Origin of the sequence: Thermococcus celericrescens (assembly GCF_001484195.1) — an archaeon.
Lineage (GTDB): Archaea > Methanobacteriota_B > Thermococci > Thermococcales > Thermococcaceae > Thermococcus > Thermococcus celericrescens.
The window spans coordinates 14,948-37,012 of the sequence record NZ_LLYW01000038.1 but is presented as its reverse complement, the minus strand read 5'-3'; the positions used below and the strand labels follow the sequence as shown (position 1 = coordinate 37,012).

Here is a 22,065-nt window from a genome sequence, read left to right as displayed (position 1 = left end):
CATCACCACTTCACCACCTTGCTCAGAAACCTCGGCCTGTCCGGATTGAGTCCACGCTCAACGGCCTTGTAGTAGGCGAGGAGCTGGATAACCGGCAGATAGAGAACCACGTTAGCCGGTGGGCCCAGCTCTGGGACCTCGATAAAGTAATCGGCTCCAGCATCGTGCCTTCCAACGGTGAGAACCCTCGCTTTTTGCCCCTGGAACTCCTCCGTGAGCTTTTCGTGCCACTCGAAGGGCTCGTCCACGAGTAGAACCACGAGGGTTCCGTCGTCGGCTATGGACTTGAAGCCGTGCCTGACCTCGAAGGTCGGGTAGGCCTCGCTCCAGAAGAGGGCCATCTCCTTCATCTTCAGCATGGCCTCAAGCGCCACCGGATAGAGTATTCCGGAGCCGAGGAAGATGACGTTTCTGAAGTCAAAGCCGTTGACGATTTCCCTGATGTACTCCTCGCTCCCCAGGACTTCCTTAGTTAGCGACGAGACGAGTTCCGCATCGTAGGTTTCCCGCCCGTACGAATGGAGGAGAAGCTGCAGGAAGGCGAAGTAGAAGGCCGTGAAGGAGTGGGTCATGACGACGCTCTCCTCGTGAGCTGGGACGATTAGGGCGTAGTCTGACTTCCTTGAAAGGCCGCTCTCGTAGGCGGTGAGGGCGAACCTGGGAACGTTCAGGGCATCGAGGGCTTTTATGGCCTCGGTTGTCTCACCGGAGCGCGATATGGCGACGAGAAGTTCGGGATTTCCTATTGGGTACCACTCCCGCGAATACAGAAGTTCGGAGCAGGGGGCGCTGAACCCCCTGCCCCCAAGGCGGGTGGTTGCCATGGCCAGCGGCTGCGACAGGAAGTGTGAGCTGCCACAGCCAGTGTAAACTATCTCCCTCGGTAACCGGAAGTCGTGATGGGTTAGGAAGTCCTCAAAGGCCTTCTGGGCGGTGAGTATCCCCTCCGGAGTTTTCCTTATCTCCCTCAGCGTCGCGTGCATTCAACCACCCCCGTAGAGATGACAGGCAACCCAGTGGTTCTTCTCGACCTCACGAAGCTCGGGACGAATCTTGAAACAAACGTCCTTGGCCTTCGGGCATCTAGGCGCGTAGCGGCATCCGGCTATCTCATAGATGCCGCGCTCCTCCTTCTCGGGCTCGATTCCCTTGAACTCCCACTTGACGTTCAAATCGGGAACGCTCTCCAGGAGCATCCGGGTGTAAGGATGCAGCGGGTTGTGGAAGACCTTCTCCGTGTCGCCCATCTCAACGATGGTTCCGCGGTACATGATTATCGTCGAGTCGCTGATGTAGTATCCGAGCGCCAGGTCGTGGGTGACGAAGAGAATCGAGGTGTCGTACCTGTCCCTGAAGTCGCCGAGGAGGTTGAGGATGTCGATTCTGGTTGACGCGTCGAGCATTGAAACGGCTTCGTCGGCTATGAGGAGCTTCGGCTTCACAAGGAGGGCCCTCGCTATGAGTATGCGTTGCAGCTGGCCTCCGCTGAGCTGGTGCGGGAACTTGCCGTGTACCTCGCTCGGATTCAGACCGACCTGGGTCAGCGCGCCGTTTATCATCTCGTCACGCTCGTCCTGACCAACGTCCGGGAAGAACGACCGAAAGACCAGGTCAAAGGCCCTGTCAATCTCGTGGAGGGGATTGAAGCTCGCGAAGGGGTCCTGGAACACCGCCTGGACGTCCTTGTAGTACTCCCTCCTCAGCTGCTTCTTGCTCAGCTCGGTTACCTCCCGACCCTCGAAGAGTATCCTTCCGGAGGTTGGCTTTATCAGCCTGAGGATGAGCTTCCCGACGGTGGTCTTTCCGCTCCCGCTCTCGCCGACGAGGGAAACTATCTCGCCCTTTCCAACGGTGAAGCTGACGTCGTCAACGGCCCGGATTTCAAAGCCGCCAATCAGACCTGAGGTGAATACCTTGGTCAGGTGTTCGACTTCGAGAAGGCTCATTGCTCCTCACCTCCAAGGAGATGGCAGGCCGCGTAGTGCCCCTCGCCGACCCTCACGAGCCCGGGCTCGACGTGGGGACACTTGTCGAGGGCGTAAGGACAGCGGGTGTAGAAGCGGCAGCCCTTAGGGGGGTTGAGCAGGCTTATCGGGTAGCCTGGAATGCCGCTCAGCTTCTGCTTTTTGTACTGCACGCCCATCCTCGGCAGGGAGTTGAGGAGAAGCCGGGTGTATGGATGAACCGGGTTGTTGATTATCTCCTCCGTGGGGCCGATTTCGACGACTTTGCCCGCGTACATGATCATTATCCTGTCCGCTATCTTGTCGAGTATCGCCAGGTCGTGGGTGACGAAGATTACCGACTTGACTATGCCCTCCTCCATGAAGTGGTGGAGCAGCTCGATGACGACGCGCTGGGTCGTGACGTCCAGGGCGGAGGTTATCTCGTCCGCTATGAGCAGATCCGGGTTGAGAAGCGTTGAGACGACCATTGTGGCGCGCTGGCGCATTCCACCGCTCAGCTCGACGGGGTACATATTCGCCACATTGGGACTGAGCTTCACCATCGCCAGCCTCTCGCGAAGGAGCTTCTCGACCTCTTCCCTGTCCGTCTGGCCGTGTTCCTTCGCCAAATCCCAGACTATGTCCCTTATCTTCTTGGTGGGGTTGAGGGCGTTCATCGCGTACTGGGGGATTATGGAGAGTTCACTGTAGCGTATCCTCCTAGCCTCCTCCTCGCTCAGCCTCATCAGGTCCCTTCCCTTGAAGAGCGCCTTTCCACCCATGTGAACCATCGGGGGCTTTCTGAGGATAAGGGAGTGGACGAGCGTTGATTTCCCGCAGCCGCTCTCGCCGGCTATGCCGAAGACCTCCCCCTCCTTGACCTCGAAGCTGACGCCGTCAACGGCCTTTACGTGGCCGACGGGAGTCGCGTAGTAAATTTTAAGGTTCTCAACGGTGAGCATGACATTCCCTCCTAAGCCTCGGGTTGAATGCCTCCTCCATTCCCAGGTTGATGAAGAACAACGCCGTGATGATGAGGGTGATTATCAGCCCGGGCGGAATGAACCACCACCACCAGCCGAACTGGAGGGCGTTGTGGGCTATCGCCTTCTGGAGTATCGTTCCCAGCGATACCGCCGTCGTTGGGCCGAGGCCTATGAAGTCGAGCGTCGCTGAGGCGAGTATCGCGCCGCTGAACTGCAGGATTCCGACCATGAAGATGTAGGAAATCATGTTGGGCATTATCTCCTCGAAGATTATCCTGAGGTCGCTGAGGCCGACTATCCTCGCCAGGTTCACGAACTCGCGGTTCTTTAGCGAGAGGGTCTGGGAGCGAACGGCTCTAGCCACCCAGGGCCAGCCGGTTAGACCTATGATGACCGCCTGAACCTCAGGGCTTCTGGCTTCAAGGTAAGCCGCCACGAGGATTAGGAGCACTATCGACGGGATAACCAGCATTATGTTGACGAACATCATGAGCAGCTCGTCGGTCAGTCCGCCCTTGTAGCCCGCTATGAAGCCTATGGTGATTCCGAGTGCGGTTCCAATCACCGCCGCCAGCACCGCCACCCAGAGGCTGGTCCTCAGACCGTAGACGAGGAGGGCGTAGAGGTCTTTTCCGAGCTTGTCGGTTCCGAGGATGTGGAGAACCTCCACCTGCCTGCCTGTGTAGGTCGTGAGCACCTCTCGCGTCATGGGCGGGAGGGTCTTGGTGGAGTACGTCGCCACCGTGATGTTCGTTCCGGGTATGGTCTCGTAATAGAGGCCATCGCTCAAGAACACCGTGAATAGGGGGCCGATTATGGCGAATACCACGAAAAACAGGAGTACCCCAAAGCCGAAGCGGAACTTGTTGTTCCTCATGGCGAGTTTGAACTTGTAGAGCTTGCTCTCCCTGGCCATCTTCAACCCTCCGTGTAGCTTGTCCTGACGCGCGGGTCAATGAAGGCGTAGACTATGTCTATGATGAAGTTCGCCGCGAGAACCGAGACCACGACCATGAGGAACGCCCCCTGGAGCAGGAAGTAGTCCTGGCTAAGCGCGGCGTTCATGAGGAGGATTCCAATGCCGGGGTAGTTGAAGACTATCTCCGTCGCTATAGCTCCAGCAACCATCAGGCCGAGCTGAAGCGCCAGACCGGTGACCTGGGGAAGGATAGCGTTCCTGTAGGCGTGCTTGGTCATGAGCTTCTCGCTCGCGCCGAGGGCTTCGAGATAGCGGACGTAATCGGCCTCAAGCTCGTAGATGATCATGTTGCGCATTCCGATTGCCCAGCTGCCGATCATGACTGTGAAGAGGCTCAGGAAGGGAAGAATCCAGTGCTCCAGGAAGCTCTTTATGAACTCCCAAGAGAGGCTGGGAACGAGGGCCGGGTCGTAGGCACCTTGGTAGGGGAGCAGGTCGGCCCTGACGCCGACGAAGTAGACGAGAAGCATGGCGAACCAGAAGTAGGGCATGCTCGCGAGGAAGTAGAAGATGGGCATCATGTAGCGGTCGTACCTCGTATTCTTACCCGCTATCGCGCCCAGCCAGTTTCCGACCAGCCAGCTGAGCGCTATGGCCGGGAGGAGGATGGCAATATCATAGGGAAGGGCGTGCTTGATTAAATCCCACACCGGGGCCTTGTAGAGAAGGCTGTAGCCGAGGTCCCCGTGGAAGAGCCTAACCCAGAAGTTCACGAACTGCCTCCAGAGGGGCTCGTTGAGGCCATAAAGCTCCTCATAAAACTTTATGAGTATCTCCTTCTCGCCGGGGGCGAGGTTGAGGTTGGATTCTATCATGGCCTCGATTGGATTGCCGGGCATGAGCCTGGGCAGGAGCCAGTTGAGCGTAACCGCGAAGAGGAAGGTTATCAGGTAAACCACCGTCTTCCTGAGCAGGTACTTCCTGAACCCCATTCGTTTCCCCCCATCGATTTAAAAGAAAAGGAAGAACTCAGCGCCTCCTCCTCAGGAGGAGGGGCACCGCCGCCAGTAGGATCAGGGCGGCCGGACCGCAGGTGCTACCTCCGCCACCGGTTGTAGTTGTGGTTCCGCTCGGGCTGCGTGGTCGTCGGTGAGGTGGTCGAGGGCGTGGTCGTGGTGGACGGTGTGGATGACGTGGTGGTCGTTGTCGTCGGGGCCGGCGTGGCCGGCGGATTCTCGTTGTACATGATGCTGTAGTAGACGCTGTACGGGTCGGGCTTGAAGGTTCCGGCCCAGTGGAGCGCAAGATCGAAGTTGCCGCTGTTGAGCTTCTGCATGAAAAAGTTGGTCCAGTCACCCTTGTCGATGACCACCTTTATTCCAAGGGGCTTGAGCTGGTTGGCTATGATCTCGCCCGCCTGTATCCAGTCGGAACAGCCGGAGCAGGTAACGAAATGAAGCTCAAGGGGTTTTCCGTTGTACTCCCTTACGCCGTCACCGTCGGTGTCCTTGATGCCGAGGCTGTCGAGTATCTTTATGGCCCCCGCTATGTCGCCGTACTTCCAGCCGTACTCGTTGATGAGCTGGTCGGCGCCTATCTTGTCCTTCCAGCCCTGCATGATGGGTCCGAGCGGGGTCTGGTCGGGGACGGCGCTTATCGGACCCTGCTGAACGATCTGCTGCGGGTTGATGGCCATGGCTATCGCCCTCCTGACCCCAGGGTTGTTCAGGGGCTCATGGGCGGTGTTGAAGTAGAGAACCACCGGGACGACGGGCGGGAAGTAGGGTTCACTATTGAGCCAGCTGACGATGTTCGGGTTCTGCTTCTTGAGCTCGGCGATGTCCAGGTAGTACGTTGCGACGTCGAGGTCGCCCTTGAGGAACATGTTGGCGGCCTGGTCGTTGCTTGAAACGTAGAGCTGGATGATGTACTTGGCGGCGGGTTCATTGAAGTACTTCGCACCCCACCAGTTGTCGTTCCTCTCAAGGATGGACTTCTGCTGCTGGACGACCTCCCTGAGCCTGTAGGCGCCGGAACCGACGAGGTACTGCTTGTCATCGCCGGTGAAGGTCATGGTCTTGACCTTATCGGGGTCGAGGCTCTCAAAGACGTGCTTCGGGATAATGAGAACGGAGTAGAGGTTGCTCCTCCAGGCCCAGACGTTGGGCTTGCCCTCAAAAACAAAGTCAACCGTTCTATCATCAACGACCTTTATCTCCTTGAGCCCCAGGGAGCTCCAGTCCTTGAGGCCGAGCTTCTCGTAGTACTCGAAGGAGAACTTGACGTCCTCCGCCGTCAACGGCCGACCGTCCTGCCACTTCGTTCCCTCGCGAAGCTTGACCTCGAAGGTGTTGTCGTTCACCCAGGTGCCGCTCTCGGCGAGCCAGGGCTTGAGTTCCGTCGTCATGAAGTTCAGCATGAAGAGGGGCTCGAAGACGAGACCGTCTATGCCAATTATGTTGCCGCCCTGGAAGGGGTTGGCGCTGGTCGGGGGAGCGCTGTTGGCGGTGTATATCGTCTCGTGCCTCGGGAAGTCGCCACCGGCATCGTCCTGCACTCCAGTCGGCTTGACGCCGAGGAGGGCCAGGGCGGTTCCCCAGGTTCCGAAGCCGGCCCAGAATATCGGGACGCCGTAGGGGTTCTTTTCGTTGGGCCAGTCCTTCCAGTACTTGGTGTTGGCCTCGTAGAAGACCGTACCCGTGTAGACGGGAACGGCTGGAACGTCCTGAAGCCATATCTTGGTCAGCTCCCCCAGGTACTCAACCTGCTTGTTCTCATCGGAGGCAGTTGCGAGGGCCTTCAGGAGCTCGTTAGCCTCAGCGTTGTAATAGTTGCCGAAGTTTGCGGGGCCTTTCTCCTCAGCGGCACTTGCAAAGCCTGCTAAACTCCCAAGCAGAAGAGCCACCAGGGCAAGGGTGAGGTACTTTTTCATAGTTTCCCACCTCATTATAAACAATGTCAATTTTATAACATACTGAGAATCTATATAAGCTTTTTGGTGAACAGGATGGGTATACAGTGCACATAAAAGTTCATGAGAACAGAAGCGACGGGCACGGCCAATGCACCACGGCGTCACGGCAGCACGAGTAGGAAAATTATAAAAACACTAAAATCTATAACTGCCTAGGTGGAACCGATGGAAGAATTTTACTGGGGCGTCGTTCAGTCGGCCTTTCAGTTCGAGATGGGTGACCCCCTACGGCAGGCCATAGACGCGAGGAGCGACTGGTGGCAGTGGGTCCGCGATCCGTTCAACATCAAGAACGACCTCGTCAGCGGCGATTTGCCCGAGGACGGCATAAACAATTACGAGCTATACGAAATCGACCACAGACTCGCCAAGGACCTGGATTTAAACGCCTATCAGCTCACGATAGAGTGGAGCAGAATCTTCCCGTGCCCGACCTTCGGCGTCGATGCCGAGGTTGAGAGGGACTCCTACGGCCTGATAAAGCGCGTTAAAATCAAGAAGGAAACCCTGGAGGAGCTCGATGGACTGGCCAACCATTCCGAGGTCGCCCACTACAGAGCCGTGCTGAAGAACCTCAAGAAGCTCGGCTTCTCGACCTTCGTGACACTCAACCACCAGACCCTCCCCCTGTGGCTGCACAACCCCATCGAGGTGAGGAGGAACCCCGAAGGGGCGAGGGCAAGGGGCTGGGTTGACGAGGGGAGCATAGTCGAGTTCGTTAAGTTCTCGGCGTACGTTGCGTGGAAGTTCCCGGACCTGGTGGATTTCTGGGCTACCTTCGACGAACCGATGGTTACCGTTGAGCTCGGCTACCTCGCCCCCTACGTCGGCTGGCCGCCGGGGATACTAAACCCCAACGCGGCGAAGAAGGTCATAATTCACCAGATGGTCGCACATGCAAGGGCCTACGACGCGATAAAGGAGTTCTCCAAGGCACCGGTAGGGATAATCCTCAACATAATCCCCGCCTATCCCCTGAACCCAAGGGACGAGCGGGACGTTAAAGCCGCGGAAAATTACGACTACTTCCACAACCGGCTCTTCCTCAACGCCCTCAATGACGGCCGGGTTGACCTAGAACTGAACCGGGAGGAGGTTAAGATCAACCACCTGGCCAGGAACGACTGGATAGGAAACAACTACTACACCAGGGAGGTTGTTAAGTGGGTCGAGCCGAAGTTCAAGGAGCTGCCGATGGTCAGCTTCGTGGGTGCCGAGGGATACGGCTATTCCGGAAATCCGATGGGCGTCTCGCCCGACAACAACCCGACCAGCGACTTCGGGTGGGAGGTTTATCCGAAAGGTATATACGACTCGACGATGATAGCCGCGGAGTACGGAAAGCCGGTCTACATAACCGAGAACGGGGTAGCAGATTCCAAGGACATACTGAGGCCGCGGTACATAGTCAGCCACGTGAGGGAGCTGTTCAGGGCGATTGAGAACGGCGCCGACGTTCGGGGCTACTTCCACTGGGCGCTGACGGACAACTACGAGTGGGCGATGGGGTTCAAGATACGCTTCGGCCTATACGAGGTCGACCTGATAACCAAGGAGAGAATCCCGCGTAGAAAGAGCGTGGAGACGTATAGAAGAATAGTCACGGAGGGGTTGGGAGATGAAAACGATAGCAGTTGATGAGAGCACATGGAAGAAGATAAAGCTCCTCAAGGACAAGCTTGAGGCTCGCTCCTACGATGAGGTGCTCCAGAAGCTCATAGAGACCTGGCACCTCGTCGAGCTCGACAAGAAGGTTGACAACGTCATAATGGACGACGAAGAGGCCGAGATGCTCATCAACCTGCTCGAAAAGAAGAAGGGGAGTTGAATCATGCCGCTCCCATCGGAGATAACCTTCGACAGCCGGACGCTCCTCAAGATGCACACCGCCAGCAGAAAGAGGCAGCTGGAGATAACGCTGGCCAAGTTCACCGTCTCGCTCTCGGCCATCACGCTCTACCGCTACCTTTCGGTTCGTGCGTACCTCAAGAAGAACGTCGAGGGGGAGCTGGAGGTACTGAGGGACATCTACACGGTAGTCCCCCTGAGTGATGAGATACTCGTTAAAGCGGCCCGGATAGAGGCCCAACTCCTCCAGAAGGGGAAGATGCTCGACCTTGAGGACATCTTAACCGCCGCAACGGCTATCTGCACGGGCAGTTTGCTTGTCACGGACGACCCCAAGAGGTACGAATCGATCAGGCAGTTCGGCCTGGACACGATGCCCCTCGAGAAGTTCCTGAAGGAACTCGAGATAATGGTGAAGATGGAGCTGGGTTAAATCAGCTCCGCGAAGGGCGTTATGTGCAGGAACATGCCCGGCATGAAGCGCAGCCCCTCGGCGTACTTCACTCCCGCTTTTTTACCGTAGTAGAGTGCCACCGTTCTCAGGAAGGGCTCCCATTTCTCCCAAACGTCATCGGTGAACTGGCTTCTGTGGGCCCGTATCGCCCTCAGCTTGAGCTCCATGACGTCGGTTATGTCCACGAAGTAGTTGGGCTTCGCCGTGTAGTAGAAGCCGAAGACCTCGACCTGGTGGGGTTCCAGGCCGGCCGCCACGTCGGTGCTTGCGAAGTTGGGAAGCTGAGAGAAGGCCACGGCGTCGAGGGCCAGGAAGCCCGCCCTTCTGTGGTCCGGATGTGCCTCGTAGGGGAGCCAGGGGTCGGGGGCGAGAACCGCGTCCGGCTTCTCGGCGCGGATTATCTTTACTAAGTCTTTTCTGGCCTCCCTCGTGTAGGGAAGCTCGGTGTCCCGGTAGTCAAGCCAGATTATCCTTTTGACGCCGAGCATCCTCGCACTCTCTTCCTCCTCGCGCTTTCTCACGATGGCAAGCTCGTGGGAGCTCAGGTCGTCGTCAAGAGTTCCCATTGAGCCGTCGGTCATGCAGACGTAAACGACCTCCACGCCCGCATCCGTCAGCTTCTTTATCGTGCCCCCCAGGCCTATGACGCAGTCGTCCGGGTGGGGTTCGATGCACAGAACCTTTTCGACTTCCTCAAATGGATTCGAGAGGTCGAATTCAAGCTCTTTGAGGAGCTTTTCCAGGGCATCCTCAAAATCGTTCACATCCTCAAACATCAGTGCCACCCCATTACAATTTCCACCAGTTTTACAAAATCCTCATAATATATAAACAATGCGGTTTGAGGTTCCAATCACAACAGTTCCAATACCGTTTTAACCACAATCATCTTTCTTCTTTGGGGGTGAGGGAATGGACGAGATGCTGGAATTAGCGAGAGGCTTTTATAAGGACGAGTACGCCGATTCGGTTCTCTACGCCCAGCTGGCCAGGATAGAGAAGGATGAGGATATAAGGAAGGAATTTCTTCGGCTCTCAAATATAGAGTCAAAGCACGCCAAGTTCTGGCACGACTTCATAAAGCGGCATGGGGGAGAGGTTCCAAAGCCTTCCGTGAAGAGGCTCATGATCTTCAGCGTCAAGCTCCTCAGGAGACTCCTTGGACCGGGTTCGGTCGCCTCGCTCCTTGAGATGGGCGAGAACAGTGCGATACAGAAGTACTTCAAGTACCTCACGACCTACGCCGAGGGGTTCAGCGAGGATGAACTGAGGGAGATAAAGGACGTTATACTGGACGAGCTTGAGCACGAGAAGTTTTTCTACGAGAGCAAGGAGCGCTTCCACGTCGAGAATACCCGCGACCTCGTTCTGGGCATGAACGACGGGCTGGTTGAAATCCTCGGTGCCGTCACGGGTCTTTCCGCCGTGTACCCGAACAATCCGCAGCTCGTCGGAATAAGCGGCCTCATAGTCGGTGTAGCGGGTGCGCTCTCGATGGCCATAGGCACCTTCGTCTCGGTCCGCTCTCAGAGGCAGATTAAGGAATCCATCCGCGATAGGATGGAGGTCCTCTTCAGAGTTTCGCCGGAAAGGGCGGCCGAAGAGCTTGTGGAGAAGCTCGTCGAGGGAGGAATGCCGGAAGAGGTTGCGAGGGAGGTCGCAAAGGAACTCGCAGACAACAGCGATGCGATTATGCAGCTCCTCCTCCCGGAGGCGGAGGAGAACGAGATAAGGGCGGCACTCTACACGGGTCTCTCGTACCTCGTCGGCGTTGCCTTTCCGGTTACGCCGTACTTCCTCGCCTCCAGCTCGCTGACGGCCCTTCCCTTCTCGATACTGCTGGCGGGCTCTGCCCTAGCGATAGTGGCGACCCTGATATCGCTCCTCTCCGGAATCTCAATCAGAAAGAAGGTCGCGGAGATGGTGGCAACCGGCCTGGGTGCCGCTTTCCTGAGCTATCTCTTCGGTCGTCTCATGGAGGTTCTCTTCAACGTCTCGGCGCTTTAGAGGTAGACGACCTCAACGCCGAGTTTCTCCGCTATTTCTCCCTGCTTTTCGTCGCTGGTGGCAAGTTCGCCATACTTCAGGGCCTGAGCGATGTAGAGGGCGTCATAGATTGGGATTCGGTGGTTAACAGCTATCCCCCTTGATTTCTCCAAATACTGCATTCCACTCTCAAGAACGACGACGTTCGGGAGAGCATCCACAACCTTTGATCTCTTATTGAACTCCTCCCGGGATATCTCACCGTAGAGGACGTGATGTTTCCAGAGGGCGTTTGAAACCTCTGCCAAGGCATAGTCAAGTGAGACGACGTCTTTAAAAAGTAGCTCCTCTACCCGTTCCCAACCGGGTTCAAGGAGAATGTACTTCGCAAGGACGGAGGCGTCAATTGCTATCACGGTCCTCCCTCACGTATCTTTTTGCGGTTCCTTCTTTAGCAGGAGTTCCCCCAGCGAGCAGCTCGTGCATCATCTCAATGGTCCTTCTTTTCTCCTCTTCGTTTATTCTCAAAACTATGAACGCCCTTATCTCCTCGCTCCAGTTAATGTCGTACTCCTTCATCTTGGCCTTTAGTTTATCGGGAATACGGACGCTTATCACAGCCATGCAACCACCATTTACAAAAACGCATTACAAAGATATAAACATTACTGTCATACCTTCACGTATTTCCACTTCCCCCTCTTGAACGCCCACCAGAAGAGGGCCGCGGTCGTGAAGGTTTCGAGGCTCATCGCTATCCACGCGGCTATGACGCCCAGACCCCCAAAGGTGAAGCCGGGGAAGGTTATGCCCAGTATCTCGAAGGGAGGTATTGTAAAGCCGAATCCGAGGAGGTACGCGGGCACTATGCGGAAGAGAAGCTTGCTGACGGCGGTGATGTACATCGGCGTCTTGGTGTCCCCTGCTCCCCTAAGTGCACCGCCGAGGACGAAGAGCCAACCGAGGGGAATCTCGCTTATTCCGACTATTATGAGGTATATGCTCGCCAGCCTCATGACCTCGCCGTAGTTCGGGTCGCTCGGGCTTATGAAGGGCATGACGAGGTAGCGCGGGAATGCTATAAGTACGAACGCCATGACCGCCATGAACACACCGACCATCTTGAGGGCCTCATAAACGGTGCGCTCCGCCTTCTCCGGGTTCTCCTCTCCAAGACCCTGGCCGACGAGGGCGGAGGTGGCGACGTTGAAGCCAAAGGCCGGCATGTAAGCTATGCTCTCCACGCGGAGGCCAACCTGATGGGAGGCAAGGGCCACGGTTCCAAAGCGCGTGACTATGCTCATGTATATGAAGTTGTAAAAGCTAAATATCCCGCGCTCAACCATGGTGGGGATTCCTATGCGGAGTATCCTTCCCGCCATGTCCGGGTGGAAGCTCCAGCTCGGCCGGAACCTCAGCACGAGCCTCCCGCTCCAAAGGAGATAGAGACCGGTGAGGAACGAGGTGGTGATTCCTATGCCCGACGCCCAGGCGGCGCCGACGGGGCCAAGCTCGGGAAAACCGAGCTTTCCGAATATGAGGAGGTAATCGAGAACCGCGTTTACCACGTTCATAAGGATGCCGAGCTTCATGGGCGTCTTCGTGTCTCCGGCGCCCCTGAGGGCGGAGAAGGCTGTAAAGCCGGCGAATCGAATCGGATAGAACGCGAAGAGCACCTTTATGTACCTGTAGCCCAAGGCAACGACATCCGGTTTTGCCCCCATTATCCTCAGGATATCGTCGCCGAAGACCCACCCAAAGAGCATGACGGGGATTCCCAGGAGAAATGCGAGATAGAGGCTCTGCTCCAGTGCAAGAACGGCGCTCTCCTCGTCCTTCGCCCCGACGAATCTCGCGACGAGAGCTAGTGTCCCCGTCGCAATGGCGGCCATTATCGGCATCATGAACCAGCTGACCTGGCCGCCGAGACCGACTGCTGCCAAGGCCAACGCACCGAGCTGGCCGACCATCATCATGTCCACTAAGTTGAGCAGGGTCTGGGAGATGTTGCCCATTATGGCGGGCCATGCTAAAGCCCAAAGCCGCCGCTGGTTATCGTTGAGGTGTATCATTAAGACGTCCCTCTAAACGGGCAGAACGGCGTTTGAGTTAATAAGGATTGCGGTAAGGATTAAAGATGTCACTGCTTCAGAAAAGCGGGCGGAGAAGAAAATAAAAGGGCTCAGTAGGCGAGGTTCCTCTTCTTCTTCCACTTGTGGGACCAGCTGTACTTCCTCATGCGCCTGCTCCTGCCGAAGCCGCAGGCAGCACAGTAGCCCTTCTTGACGTTAAAGGCGCGCCTTCCGCAGCGCCTGCATCTGATGTGAGTTGGAGTGTGGTTCCTCCTGCCCTTGGGTTCTGTTCCCGCTCCCATGATATCACCCCACTAAGGTCTCACTCGATCTCGACCGGGGAGATTGCAAGGACGTTGTCTCCCCTGATGACGATTTTACCGTACCTCTTAACCTCCTCGCCGTCCTGAATAAGAGCGGCGTCGGCGAGGACGACGTTCAGGTGGATGTCGTAACCGATAAGCTTGCCCCTGAACTCGGAACCCCTCTTCAGGAGCACGAGGACATCCTTGTCAAGGGACCTGTGGATAACATCGAGTGGTCTTTCCGCCATTTTCACGCACCTCCAAATAATCAAAGCTCATAGCGATAACGAGGGGAACGGTTTATAACTCTTTCCGTCCGCGGACGGGGCGTTGGCAATTAGACAACGACACCCCCAAAAGCTTTTTATGAAATGGCCTTACTCCAGTTTCAGGTGGTGAGTAATGGGAGAGAAGCCCGACAGATACGAGATTCTTCAGGATTTGATGAGGAGGAGGGGCTTTGCATGGGGCAGCTTTGAAATCTACGGCGGCTCACGCGGATTCTATGACTATGGTCCGCTCGGTGCGACGATAAAGAGGAAAATCGAGCGGAAGATACGCGAGGCCTTCCAGAGGGAGGGCTTCTTCGAGCTGGAAACACCAGATATAACCCCCGAGAGGGTCTTCATCGCGAGCGGTCACGTTGAAAAGTTCGTTGACCCGCTGGTTGAGTGTAAGAAGTGCGGGGCAAGGTTTAGGGCCGACCACATAGTGGAGGAGGCCCTTGGAATAGACACAGAGGGTATGAGCGCCGAACACCTCACTGAACTCATCCGCGAGCACGGGATAAAGTGCCCCGAGTGCGGCGGTGAGCTCGGCGACGTCTGGTACTTCAACCTCATGTTCGAGACCAAGATCGGCCCCTACGGCGACCAGAAGGGCTACCTGAGGCCAGAAACTGCCCAGGGCATCTTTGTGAACTTCAAAAGACTGAACGCTTTCGCCAGGAACAAGCTTCCCTTCGGCGTTTTCCAGATAGGAAAGGCCTACCGCAACGAGATTTCACCGAGGCAGGGCATGCTCCGTCTGAGGGAGTTCACCCAGGCGGAGGCGGAGATATTCTTCAACCCGAAGGAAACGGAGCATCCGCACTTCGACGAGGTCAAGGACGAGGTTCTGCGCCTTTATCCAATAGAGCACCAGCTCAAGAACCTCGGCACGATTGAGATGACCGCGCTGGAGGCCGTGGAGAAGGGCTACATCATGAACACCTTCTTCGCCTACTACATGGTCATGGTCAAGAGGGTTCTCCTCGACATAGGCATCCCCGAGGATAAGATACGCTTCCGCCAGCAGCTTCCCGAGGAGAGGGCGCACTACTCGCGCGACACCTGGGATGCCGAGATTCACAGTGAGCGCTTCGGCTGGGTGGAGTGCGTTGGAATAGCCAACCGCGGTGACTACGACCTGAGCAAGCACCTGAAGATGAGCGGCGCGGACATGACCGTCCTTATCCACTACGATGAGCCCAGGATAGTCAAGCACCTCAAAGTGAGCCTCAACATGAAGCGCGTCGGGCCTAAGCTGAAGAAGGACGCCAAGAGGATAAACGGGCTCATCCAGGGCTGGGACGAGGAGAAGCTGAGGAACCTGGTTGGAGTCCTTGAGAAGGACGGCAAAATCACCATCGAGGGCTACGAGCTGGAGAAGGACGACTTCATAATCAAGGAGGTCGAGGAGAAGATAACGGGCGAGAAGATAGTTCCCCACGTCCTTGAGCCGAGCTTTGGAATAGACAGGCCGTTCTACCTGCTCATTGAGAACAGCCTCGTCATAGAGGATGACAGAACCTATCTCAGACTGAAGAAGGACATGGCGCCGATTGAGGTCGCAGTTCTGCCCCTCGTCGCCAAGGAGCCCCTCAAAAGCATAGCCTACGAGGTCTTCAGAACCCTCCAGAAGGCCGGCTTCATAGTCGTCTACGACGAGAAGGACACCGTCGGGAGGAGGTACATGCGCTACGACGAGATAGGAACGCCCTACTGCGTAACCATCGACAACCAGACGCCCGAGGACAACACCGTTACGATCCGCGACCGCGACACGAGGGAGCAGACGAGGGTGAAGATTGAGGAGCTGCCGGATAAGCTTAGGGAGCTGATTTTCGGAAGTTAGCACTCCTCCAGAAGTATCTTCTCCACTTCTTCTTTTAGCTCTCCAACTTGAGAGCTGACGATAACCCACACTATTGAGAGGTCAACACCAAAATAGTGATGGACAACGACGTTTCTCAGGCCCACTACCCTTCTCCAAGGGACGGACGAATACTTCCCCCGGATATCCTCCGGAACGTTCTTTGCAGCTTCTCCGATTATTTCAAGGTTTCTTAGAACTGCGTCAACGGTTTTTCTATCCTTCACAAAGGTTTCGAAGTCGTAGCCCTCAAGGTATTCTTCAATTCTCTCTATCGCCTCCAGGATATCGTTGAGGAAGAGGCAGGGATCACGCTTAGACATATACCAGCTCCCCTTTTATGTGCTCCCAGAACCCTTTCCTGCTCATTGCGGCGTTTTTCGTGATTAGGTCAACCTTTATCCCCAACAGGGATTCGAGGTAGTCCTTAAGGTCCACTATCTCCCAGCCTATCGGCCTCTCGAATTCCACCAGAATATCGACGTCGCTGAGCTTTGTCTCCTCGCCCCGGGCATAGGAACCGAATATGGCTATCTTCCTAACCCCAAAACGCTCTCGGAGTTCCTCCTTGTGTTGACGGAGAACCTCCTCTATCTCCCCGAGTTTCCGCACTCCCATCGAATCAACTGGGACACGAAAGTATAAAAGCGTTAAGTCAAATTCCGCACCATGCCTCCAAAAATCCACCTTACCTACAGACGCATCCCCAACCGCGTTTTGGAGAGGGACGACGAGGTAGTTGCAGATTTTGGGAACGTTGTAGTCGCAAAGTCCCGCTTCTCCGGCATGCTCGCCCCGCTCAGAGTGAACGGCGTTGAGGTCATCAAAAACGGCTACCGCATGCTCTACTTCGCCTTCGTTGGGGAGAACTACGACATCCTGAAAGTCTACGACGAAAACGGCGGGTTCAAGGGGCTTTACATCGATGTCCTGGCATATACGAGGCGCGACGGGAACACTCTTGAGATGCTGGATCTCTTCCTCGACATCTTCGTCTTTCCGAGCGGGGAGGCCTTCCTCCTCGACGAGGACGAGCTTGAGATGGCCCTCAACTACGGCGTGATTGACAGGGAGACCTTTGATTTCGCCTACCGCGTTGCGAGGGAAATCCTCGAAAAGATTAAGCGGAAGGAGTTTCCGCCCGATATTGTGTGGGAGTACGAGTGGAGGGATTGAGATGAAGTTCCTAAAAGATACCAAGGACGGAACGCTGCTCCTGGTCTACGTCCAGCCGAAGGCGAAGAAGAACGAGATTGAGGGGATAGATGGGTGGCGCGGAAGGCTGAAGGTCAAAATAAAGGCCCCACCGGTTGAAGGAAAGGCGAATAAGGAACTTGTGAAGTTCCTCTCGAAGATTCTCGGTGCTGAGGTCAGCATCCTAAGGGGGGAGACCGGCAGGGAAAAGGACCTGCTGGTGAGGGGCGTGGACTCTGGGGAAGTCCTGAAAAAACTTGGACTCTAGTGTGCTCCTCCGTTCTGCCCTCGTTCTTTTAATTCACCACGGAACAGTCCTTTCCAGACAAAGCTTAAATCCATGAAGCGTTTTTCATCCAGAGGTGGTGCTCATGAAGAGACTCACTCTGGCCGAGGCAAGTGCGATTCTTATTGGGACTCAAATCGGGGCGGGCGTTCTGGGTCTGCCGTATGCACTTCGAGAGGCCGGCTTTGCCGGAATCGCGGTTATAATTTCGGTGGGATTCCTCACCCTGCTGACGGCCCTGTTCGTGCTGGAGCTCGCGGTTCACCGGGGCGGCACAATGACATCTCTAGCGAGGGAGACCCTTGGAAAGGCCGGCGGCTGGCTCATGCTGGCGAGCATCTCGGTTCTAAGTTATGGAGCCCTCATAGCCTACATCGCCGGAAGCGGCGACATACTCTCGTCCCTCACGGGGATCAACGGCACAATTGCGGCGGTAATCTTCTGGCTGGTCATGAGCTGGGTAGTTTTCATGGGGCTCAAAGCCTCGGGAGAGGCTGAGCTGGCACTCAATTTCCTATTGTTGGGTGCCCTTGCGGTTGCAGTGGTTCTGATGCTTCCGAAGGTAGACCCTGTGAACATGACCAGCGTAGACCCTTCAGCAATCGTCTCCGGAATCGGCGTTGCCATATTCGCCTACGTCAGCCACATGGTCGTTCCAGAGATGTACAAGGGGCTTGGAAGTGCGGAGAAGACCAAAAAAGCGGTCCTCATTGGCTACCTCGTGCCGATGGGATTCTACGCCCTCTTTGTCCTGGCATTCGTCGGCGCACTTGGAGCGGACACACCACAGCTGGCAACTTCAGCCCTCGAGAACTACTACGGCTCCCTCGGAAAAGTCCTGGGTCTCGTTCTTCCGCTGGCGGCCATAAGCACCAGCTACATCGGTATAGGCTTTGCCCAGATGGACAACCTCCGGGAGGCGTTTAATCTTGAGAAAAGGACTGCATGGCTGCTCACAGTCCTTCCGCCTCTGCTGATATACTTCGCCGGGCTCAAGAGCTTCGTCAGTGCTCTCTGGCTCGCCGGAACCTTCGGCGGACTGCTTTACGCCGGAATCCTGCCGGTGGCGATGTACCTTAGAACAAGAGACGTCCATCCCCCGAAGTGCGTCCTGATTCCCCACAGGATAGCTTACTTTGCAGGCGCGCTGTTTCTCCTGGTGTTCATCTATTCGGTCGCTTCACTTGTTTGAGCATTTCTTTTTCCCCATCAGATGCACTAAAACCATAAAAAGAGGAAAACCAGTTTCATCAGACCCTGAGCCTGCCCTCAAGGCTTATCCTCGCCTCCCCGCCGACCCAGGGCCTTTCACCTTCAAACTCAACGTACACCCTGCCCTCGCGCCTCAGCGCATGCCCCTGCTCGAAGACATAGCTACCCTTCACGAGTTTCTCGGTGAGCCTTAGATAGCCCGCGAGGATTCCACTGGCCGTTCCGGTAACTGGGTCTTCGGGAACTCCGACGGCCGGGGCAAAGAATCTCCCCGCGGCATCGAACCGGGAATCGAGGGTGTAAACGTAGATCCCTATCACACCGTTCTCCTTGGAGAACTTCGTGAGCTTTGCCATGTCTGGCTCAAGGTTCATCAGCTCTTCAAACGTGGGAATTCCAACGATGCCTTCCGGGGTTCCCGTCGTCATTGCCAATGCTGGGCCGACCAAGTTTTCCGTGCCGAGAATTTCCTTCAGGGCCTCAATACCAAGCTCTCCAATTACCTTCGGCTTCAGCTGCTTGAGCTACACCCTCCCGTCCTTGATGAGGACGTCGATCTCTCCGGCCTTGGAGAACATCTTGTTGATGCCTTCAGCCGCCAGACCAAGACGCCAGAGCAGGTAGAACGTCGCAACCGTGGCGTGGCCGCAGAGGGGAATCTCATCCCCAGGGGTGAAAAACCTCACCTGAAAGCCGTCCTTCTCCGGCCAGACGAAAGCCGTTTCGGAGAGGTTAAGCTCCCCCGCAATAGCTAGCATTGTTTCCCTATCGAGTTCCGGACAGTCGAGAACAACGGCCGCAGGATTTCCCTTAAGAGGCGTGTCGGTAAAGGCATCCACCTTAAATGCCCTGCACTCCACAGCATTCACCGGAAGAAGTAGGAGGAGAAATGTAAAAGGCTTGCGGCGTCACTTCAAAATCCCTAAGCTTTCGTTCGTCTTCCTTATGCTCTCCCACTTGTCGGCCATCTCAAACATGGCCCTTATCGCGTCTATGTTCTCCGGAACCACGTCGCTCTCCTGGTGAACCGCCTGGATGTAGAAGAGCCTGTTTCCGCGAACGCTGATGCTCTCCTTCCAGACCGCTATTTCGTAGAGGTTGTTCCACTCGCGGTGCAGGTCGCGGGCGAGCTCTATGAGCTGGGCCGTGCTGTCGAAGCCCTTCTCCTTCTCGAAGAGGAGAACCCTTGTAGTGTTCTCGAAGATATCAACGACGTCCTTGGCCTCGACCGGCTTCTTCAGCTCGACCATGATGCTGTGAACGTGCATGAGCGTAGTTGGAACGACAAAGGCTGAGGTCTCGATGTTTATCGGAATAACTGTCTGAACGTCCGGGCCGTGGTGGGACGGGACGGTAACGCTCGGGGTTATGGCATTCACCGGGCCGCGCTTGGCGTCGTTCGGGTCAGCCGCGCGTCGAATCATGACCGCGTAGACGTAGTCGATGTACTCCTGAATGGCCGAGAGGGTTCTGGTAAGACCTGTGGTGTTGCAGGAGACGACGCGGACGTAGTCCTTCCCAAGGGCCTTCTCGTAGTTGGCCTGGGCCACGAAAGAAACCTCCGCAGTGGTGGCCTTCTCACCGCCCTGGAAGATGGCCTTAACCCCCGCCTTCTCGTAGAGCACCTTGTTCTTGGCCCCCATTCCACCGGGGGTGGCGTCGACTATGACATCAACCTCCTCAAGGAGGTCACTGAGCGTCCCGGCCACTTCAAAGCCGGCCTTCTCGAAGCGTGAGAGGAACTCCTCGCTCGCTGCATAGACGGGGATTCCAAGCTCCTTCGCGCGGTAAGCCTCAAAGTCCGGCTTCGTCTTGGTGACACCTGTGAGCTCCATGTCGTCCTGTTTCGTTACGGCGTAGGCGACGCGCTTTCCAATTGTTCCGTATCCATTGACTCCAACCTTCACCTTCATGCTACCACCGGAGAATTTTACCGCGATAAAATACTTAAACGTTGTTTTCACTCGTGGTGAAAACCGCTATTGATGGTACTAGATTTTTACATTTTTGTGCAAAGGACTTCCGCTGGGGTTATAAGCCAATCCGCCGGAAAGTTTACCGGTGATTGTGATGTTCGCCGAGATACTCACGATAGGCGATGAACTGCTCACCGGGAACACCGTGGACAGCAATTCCGCCTTTATTGCTCAGAGGCTCACCGAGAAGGGCTACTGGGTGAGGAGGAAGACGACCGTTGGCGATGACGTCGAGGAGATAAAGACCGCCGTTCGGGAAATCCTCGCGAGGAATCCGGGGGTTCTGGTCATCTCCGGCGGCCTCGGGCCGACCCACGACGACGTTACGATGCTCGCCGTTGCGGAGGCTCTGGGGAAAAATTTTGTCCTCTGCGAACCGTGCCTTAAAAGGATCAAAGAGTTCTACCGTGAGCTTTACGAGAGGGGTCTGATAGATGACCCCGAGCTTAACGAGGGAAGGAAGAAGATGGCCTACCTGCCCGAAGGTGCGGAACCCCTTGAGAACCGGGAGGGGGCGGCGCCAGGAGCGTACATCGAGCACGAAGGGGTCAGGATATTCGTCCTTCCGGGGATGCCGCGCGAGATGAAGGCAATGCTTGAGCGGGAAGTCCTCCCCCGCCTCGGCGAGAGGAAGTTCCTCCAGAGAAAGCTGTTGGCTGAGATAACCGACGAGAGCAAGCTGGCGCCGATTCTCATCGAGGCCCTCAAAAGGTTCCGCGTGAGGATACACTCATCGCCGAAGGGCTTCGGCAGGTACATCGGCATCATAATCTTCGGCGAGAGCGAGGATGAGATAGAGAGGGCCAAGGCTTTCATGGAGGAGCGGGGGGTTCGCTTCGAGGAGGGCTGGTAGCGAAACGCTGATAAGGGAAAAGGCGAATTAACCGCGTTCCGGGCTAATAACGCAAGGTGTTGCCCATGCTTCCTGCCGAGGTTCGTTCAATCATAGAGGAGATGAGGGCCGAGAGAATCAGAGGCGCCAGCTGGCTGGCCAGAAGGGGCGCCGAGGCGTACCTTGTCCTCTCCGAACTCCTTGAAGGGGAAGAGCTCGAGAGCGCCCTGAGGGAGATGAAGAGGGAAATCCCGGCCGTCAACGGTACGATGGCTTCGCTCTACAACCTCACGAGGTTCATTCCGATAACCGGAGACCCCGACGTGGTGAGAACGAAGGCCGAGGAGTTCATCAGGCTCGGGGAGGAAGCGAAGCGCGAGATAGGCAACATCGGGAGCGAGCTGATAGACGAAAACGAGGTTGTAATCACACACTCATTCTCCTCGGCCGTTCTTGAGATATTCAAGGCCGCACGAAGGAAGGGAAAGCACTTCAGGGTCATCCTAACCGAGAGCGCGCCCGACTATGAGGGAATCGCCCTCGCGAGGGAGCTTGATTCCATAGGGGTTCCATTCGAGGTAATAACTGACGCACAGCTCGGTCTTTTCGCAAGGAAGGCCACCCTCGCCCTGGTCGGTGCCGACAACGTTACCCGCGATGGGGCGGCGGTGAACAAGGCCGGAACCTATCTCCTCGCCCTCGCCTGCCACGACAACGGTGTTCCCTTCTACGTCGCCGCCGAGAGCTTCAAGCTCCATCCGGAGCTGAGCTCCGGTGATGTTGAAATCGTCGAGAGGCCCTACGTGAGGCAGGGCTACAGGGTAAGAAACATGCTCTTCGACGTTACCTCCTGGCGGTACGTTAGGGGCATCATAACGGAGTTTGGGATTCTGGTGCCCCCGAAGGAAATCTGAAGGCCGACGCGAAAAATCAGAAAGGGAA

Annotated in this window: 25 protein-coding genes and 1 pseudogene; 10 read left to right on the top strand and 16 right to left on the bottom strand. The window is 56.3% G+C overall.

Going from position 1 to position 22,065, the window contains the following annotated elements; all coding sequences use genetic code 11:
- Window positions 1–2: 2 nt before the first annotated feature.
- The 6 genes from glmD to APY94_RS10825 all read right to left on the bottom strand — a co-directional run bounded on the left by glmD (window position 3) and on the right by APY94_RS10825 (window position 6,783).
- Window positions 3–983 carry a glucosamine-6-phosphate deaminase gene (gene glmD / locus APY94_RS10850; RefSeq protein WP_058939648.1) on the bottom strand — a complete coding sequence of 327 codons (981 nt, stop codon included), beginning with the start codon at window positions 981–983 and terminating at the stop codon, window positions 3–5.
- Window positions 984–1,946 carry an ABC transporter ATP-binding protein gene (locus tag APY94_RS10845; protein ID WP_058939647.1) on the bottom strand — a complete coding sequence of 321 codons (963 nt, stop codon included), beginning with the start codon at window positions 1,944–1,946 and terminating at the stop codon, window positions 984–986.
- Entirely contained in the window at window positions 1,943–2,908 is a 966-nt protein-coding gene (locus tag APY94_RS10840) for an ABC transporter ATP-binding protein (protein WP_058939646.1), read from the bottom strand. Before APY94_RS10840 ends, APY94_RS10845 begins: the two co-directional genes overlap by 4 nt.
- Window positions 2,895–3,848 carry an ABC transporter permease gene (locus APY94_RS10835; protein ID WP_058939645.1) on the bottom strand — a complete coding sequence of 318 codons (954 nt, stop codon included), beginning with the start codon at window positions 3,846–3,848 and terminating at the stop codon, window positions 2,895–2,897. Before APY94_RS10835 ends, APY94_RS10840 begins: the two co-directional genes overlap by 14 nt.
- A 2-nt stretch (window positions 3,849–3,850) precedes the next feature.
- Window positions 3,851–4,843 carry an ABC transporter permease gene (locus tag APY94_RS10830; RefSeq protein WP_058939644.1) on the bottom strand — a complete coding sequence of 331 codons (993 nt, stop codon included), beginning with the start codon at window positions 4,841–4,843 and terminating at the stop codon, window positions 3,851–3,853.
- A gap of 104 nt (window positions 4,844–4,947) precedes the next feature.
- A complete protein-coding gene (locus tag APY94_RS10825; protein WP_083500652.1) occupies window positions 4,948–6,783 on the bottom strand; it encodes an ABC transporter substrate-binding protein in 1,836 nt (611 codons plus the stop codon).
- Between the two features lie 207 nt (window positions 6,784–6,990).
- Here APY94_RS10825 and bgaS point away from each other — a divergent pair, with 207 nt between their 5' ends.
- The 3 genes from bgaS to APY94_RS10810 are packed head-to-tail and all read left to right on the top strand — an operon-like array spanning window position 6,991 to window position 9,106.
- Window positions 6,991–8,463 (top strand): beta-galactosidase BgaS, encoded by a 1,473-nt coding sequence (gene bgaS, locus APY94_RS10820; protein ID WP_058939643.1) that lies wholly within the window; start codon window positions 6,991–6,993, stop codon window positions 8,461–8,463.
- On the top strand, window positions 8,444–8,653 hold the full coding sequence (locus tag APY94_RS10815; RefSeq protein ID WP_058939642.1) for a hypothetical protein: 210 nt from the start codon (window positions 8,444–8,446) through the stop codon (window positions 8,651–8,653). The genes bgaS and APY94_RS10815 overlap by 20 nt, the downstream gene beginning before the upstream one ends.
- A 3-nt stretch (window positions 8,654–8,656) precedes the next feature.
- Complete coding sequence (locus APY94_RS10810; RefSeq protein ID WP_058939641.1) at window positions 8,657–9,106, top strand: type II toxin-antitoxin system VapC family toxin; 450 nt, start codon at window positions 8,657–8,659, stop codon at window positions 9,104–9,106.
- On the opposite strand, the gene APY94_RS10805 is transcribed toward APY94_RS10810, so the two are convergent.
- On the bottom strand, window positions 9,103–9,903 hold the full coding sequence (locus tag APY94_RS10805) for a PIG-L deacetylase family protein (RefSeq protein WP_058939640.1): 801 nt from the start codon (window positions 9,901–9,903) through the stop codon (window positions 9,103–9,105). The two genes, APY94_RS10810 and APY94_RS10805, sit on opposite strands and share 4 nt — an antisense overlap.
- A gap of 136 nt (window positions 9,904–10,039) precedes the next feature.
- On the opposite strand from APY94_RS10805, the gene APY94_RS10800 reads away from it, so the two are divergent.
- A complete protein-coding gene (locus tag APY94_RS10800) occupies window positions 10,040–11,134 on the top strand; it encodes a VIT1/CCC1 transporter family protein (protein ID WP_058939639.1) in 1,095 nt (364 codons plus the stop codon).
- Here the strand turns inward: APY94_RS10800 and APY94_RS10795 are convergent.
- The 5 genes from APY94_RS10795 to APY94_RS10775 all read right to left on the bottom strand — a co-directional run bounded on the left by APY94_RS10795 (window position 11,131) and on the right by APY94_RS10775 (window position 13,738).
- Window positions 11,131–11,529 (bottom strand): type II toxin-antitoxin system VapC family toxin, encoded by a 399-nt coding sequence (locus tag APY94_RS10795; RefSeq protein WP_058939638.1) that lies wholly within the window; start codon window positions 11,527–11,529, stop codon window positions 11,131–11,133. The two genes, APY94_RS10800 and APY94_RS10795, sit on opposite strands and share 4 nt — an antisense overlap.
- Window positions 11,516–11,737 (bottom strand): type II toxin-antitoxin system VapB family antitoxin, encoded by a 222-nt coding sequence (vapB, locus tag APY94_RS10790; RefSeq protein WP_058939637.1) that lies wholly within the window; start codon window positions 11,735–11,737, stop codon window positions 11,516–11,518. Before vapB ends, APY94_RS10795 begins: the two co-directional genes overlap by 14 nt.
- A gap of 47 nt (window positions 11,738–11,784) precedes the next feature.
- Entirely contained in the window at window positions 11,785–13,185 is a 1,401-nt protein-coding gene (locus tag APY94_RS10785; RefSeq protein WP_058939636.1) for an MATE family efflux transporter, read from the bottom strand.
- Between the two features lie 110 nt (window positions 13,186–13,295).
- On the bottom strand, window positions 13,296–13,487 hold the full coding sequence (locus tag APY94_RS10780) for a 50S ribosomal protein L37e (protein ID WP_058939635.1): 192 nt from the start codon (window positions 13,485–13,487) through the stop codon (window positions 13,296–13,298).
- A gap of 20 nt (window positions 13,488–13,507) precedes the next feature.
- A complete protein-coding gene (locus APY94_RS10775) occupies window positions 13,508–13,738 on the bottom strand; it encodes an LSm family protein (protein ID WP_058939634.1) in 231 nt (76 codons plus the stop codon).
- Between the two features lie 154 nt (window positions 13,739–13,892).
- Here APY94_RS10775 and glyS point away from each other — a divergent pair, with 154 nt between their 5' ends.
- Window positions 13,893–15,605 carry a glycine--tRNA ligase gene (gene glyS / locus APY94_RS10770; RefSeq protein WP_058939633.1) on the top strand — a complete coding sequence of 571 codons (1,713 nt, stop codon included), beginning with the start codon at window positions 13,893–13,895 and terminating at the stop codon, window positions 15,603–15,605.
- Here glyS and APY94_RS10765 read toward each other — a convergent pair.
- Together APY94_RS10765 and APY94_RS10760 are read right to left on the bottom strand one after the other, a co-directional pair.
- On the bottom strand, window positions 15,602–15,946 hold the full coding sequence (locus APY94_RS10765) for a HepT-like ribonuclease domain-containing protein (protein WP_058939632.1): 345 nt from the start codon (window positions 15,944–15,946) through the stop codon (window positions 15,602–15,604). The two genes, glyS and APY94_RS10765, sit on opposite strands and share 4 nt — an antisense overlap.
- Entirely contained in the window at window positions 15,939–16,241 is a 303-nt protein-coding gene (locus tag APY94_RS10760) for a nucleotidyltransferase family protein (protein ID WP_245610464.1), read from the bottom strand. The genes APY94_RS10765 and APY94_RS10760 overlap by 8 nt, the downstream gene beginning before the upstream one ends.
- 51 nt (window positions 16,242–16,292) lie before the next feature.
- Between APY94_RS10760 and APY94_RS10755 the strand changes: the two genes are divergently transcribed.
- The 3 genes from APY94_RS10755 to APY94_RS10745 all read left to right on the top strand — a co-directional run bounded on the left by APY94_RS10755 (window position 16,293) and on the right by APY94_RS10745 (window position 18,295).
- On the top strand, window positions 16,293–16,799 hold the full coding sequence (locus APY94_RS10755) for a DUF402 domain-containing protein (protein ID WP_058939631.1): 507 nt from the start codon (window positions 16,293–16,295) through the stop codon (window positions 16,797–16,799).
- 1 nt (window position 16,800) lies between these two features.
- The gene (locus tag APY94_RS10750) at window positions 16,801–17,085 is read left to right on the top strand and encodes a DUF167 domain-containing protein (RefSeq protein ID WP_058939630.1); all 285 of its coding nucleotides are present in this window, start codon (window positions 16,801–16,803) and stop codon (window positions 17,083–17,085) included.
- A gap of 103 nt (window positions 17,086–17,188) precedes the next feature.
- Window positions 17,189–18,295 (top strand): aromatic amino acid transport family protein, encoded by a 1,107-nt coding sequence (locus APY94_RS10745; protein WP_058939629.1) that lies wholly within the window; start codon window positions 17,189–17,191, stop codon window positions 18,293–18,295.
- Window positions 18,296–18,353: 58 nt separating this feature from the next.
- Here the strand turns inward: APY94_RS10745 and APY94_RS13725 are convergent.
- Both APY94_RS13725 and APY94_RS10730 read right to left on the bottom strand, forming a co-directional pair.
- Window positions 18,354–19,154, bottom strand: a pseudogene (locus APY94_RS13725) (PhzF family phenazine biosynthesis protein).
- Between the two features lie 69 nt (window positions 19,155–19,223).
- Window positions 19,224–20,228, bottom strand: coding sequence for a phosphorylating glyceraldehyde-3-phosphate dehydrogenase (locus APY94_RS10730; RefSeq protein WP_058939626.1), 1,005 nt, complete (start codon window positions 20,226–20,228; stop codon window positions 19,224–19,226).
- 157 nt (window positions 20,229–20,385) lie between these two features.
- Between APY94_RS10730 and APY94_RS10725 the strand changes: the two genes are divergently transcribed.
- Window positions 20,386–21,144 carry a molybdopterin-binding protein gene (locus APY94_RS10725; protein WP_058939625.1) on the top strand — a complete coding sequence of 253 codons (759 nt, stop codon included), beginning with the start codon at window positions 20,386–20,388 and terminating at the stop codon, window positions 21,142–21,144.
- A gap of 65 nt (window positions 21,145–21,209) precedes the next feature.
- On the top strand, window positions 21,210–22,037 hold the full coding sequence (locus tag APY94_RS10720) for a translation initiation factor eIF-2B alpha/beta/delta subunit family protein (RefSeq protein ID WP_058939624.1): 828 nt from the start codon (window positions 21,210–21,212) through the stop codon (window positions 22,035–22,037).
- Window positions 22,038–22,065 lie beyond the last annotated feature (28 nt).

Coding starts and splice junctions, on each gene's coding strand:
- glmD (WP_058939648.1), bottom strand. CDS start 983: ATGCACGCGACGCTGAGGGAGATAAGGAAAACTCCGGAGGGGATACTC.
- APY94_RS10845 (WP_058939647.1), bottom strand. CDS start 1,946: ATGAGCCTTCTCGAAGTCGAACACCTGACCAAGGTATTCACCTCAGGT.
- APY94_RS10840 (WP_058939646.1), bottom strand. CDS start 2,908: ATGCTCACCGTTGAGAACCTTAAAATTTACTACGCGACTCCCGTCGGC.
- APY94_RS10835 (WP_058939645.1), bottom strand. CDS start 3,848: ATGGCCAGGGAGAGCAAGCTCTACAAGTTCAAACTCGCCATGAGGAAC.
- APY94_RS10830 (WP_058939644.1), bottom strand. CDS start 4,843: ATGGGGTTCAGGAAGTACCTGCTCAGGAAGACGGTGGTTTACCTGATA.
- APY94_RS10825 (WP_083500652.1), bottom strand. CDS start 6,783: ATGAAAAAGTACCTCACCCTTGCCCTGGTGGCTCTTCTGCTTGGGAGT.
- bgaS (WP_058939643.1), top strand. CDS start 6,991: ATGGAAGAATTTTACTGGGGCGTCGTTCAGTCGGCCTTTCAGTTCGAG.
- APY94_RS10815 (WP_058939642.1), top strand. CDS start 8,444: ATGAAAACGATAGCAGTTGATGAGAGCACATGGAAGAAGATAAAGCTC.
- APY94_RS10810 (WP_058939641.1), top strand. CDS start 8,657: ATGCCGCTCCCATCGGAGATAACCTTCGACAGCCGGACGCTCCTCAAG.
- APY94_RS10805 (WP_058939640.1), bottom strand. CDS start 9,903: ATGTTTGAGGATGTGAACGATTTTGAGGATGCCCTGGAAAAGCTCCTC.
- APY94_RS10800 (WP_058939639.1), top strand. CDS start 10,040: ATGGACGAGATGCTGGAATTAGCGAGAGGCTTTTATAAGGACGAGTAC.
- vapB (WP_058939637.1), bottom strand. CDS start 11,737: ATGGCTGTGATAAGCGTCCGTATTCCCGATAAACTAAAGGCCAAGATG.
- APY94_RS10785 (WP_058939636.1), bottom strand. CDS start 13,185: ATGATACACCTCAACGATAACCAGCGGCGGCTTTGGGCTTTAGCATGG.
- APY94_RS10780 (WP_058939635.1), bottom strand. CDS start 13,487: ATGGGAGCGGGAACAGAACCCAAGGGCAGGAGGAACCACACTCCAACT.
- APY94_RS10775 (WP_058939634.1), bottom strand. CDS start 13,738: ATGGCGGAAAGACCACTCGATGTTATCCACAGGTCCCTTGACAAGGAT.
- glyS (WP_058939633.1), top strand. CDS start 13,893: ATGGGAGAGAAGCCCGACAGATACGAGATTCTTCAGGATTTGATGAGG.
- APY94_RS10765 (WP_058939632.1), bottom strand. CDS start 15,946: ATGTCTAAGCGTGATCCCTGCCTCTTCCTCAACGATATCCTGGAGGCG.
- APY94_RS10760 (WP_245610464.1), bottom strand. CDS start 16,241: ATGGGAGTGCGGAAACTCGGGGAGATAGAGGAGGTTCTCCGTCAACAC.
- APY94_RS10755 (WP_058939631.1), top strand. CDS start 16,293: ATGCCTCCAAAAATCCACCTTACCTACAGACGCATCCCCAACCGCGTT.
- APY94_RS10750 (WP_058939630.1), top strand. CDS start 16,801: ATGAAGTTCCTAAAAGATACCAAGGACGGAACGCTGCTCCTGGTCTAC.
- APY94_RS10745 (WP_058939629.1), top strand. CDS start 17,189: ATGAAGAGACTCACTCTGGCCGAGGCAAGTGCGATTCTTATTGGGACT.
- APY94_RS10730 (WP_058939626.1), bottom strand. CDS start 20,228: ATGAAGGTGAAGGTTGGAGTCAATGGATACGGAACAATTGGAAAGCGC.
- APY94_RS10725 (WP_058939625.1), top strand. CDS start 20,386: ATGTTCGCCGAGATACTCACGATAGGCGATGAACTGCTCACCGGGAAC.
- APY94_RS10720 (WP_058939624.1), top strand. CDS start 21,210: ATGCTTCCTGCCGAGGTTCGTTCAATCATAGAGGAGATGAGGGCCGAG.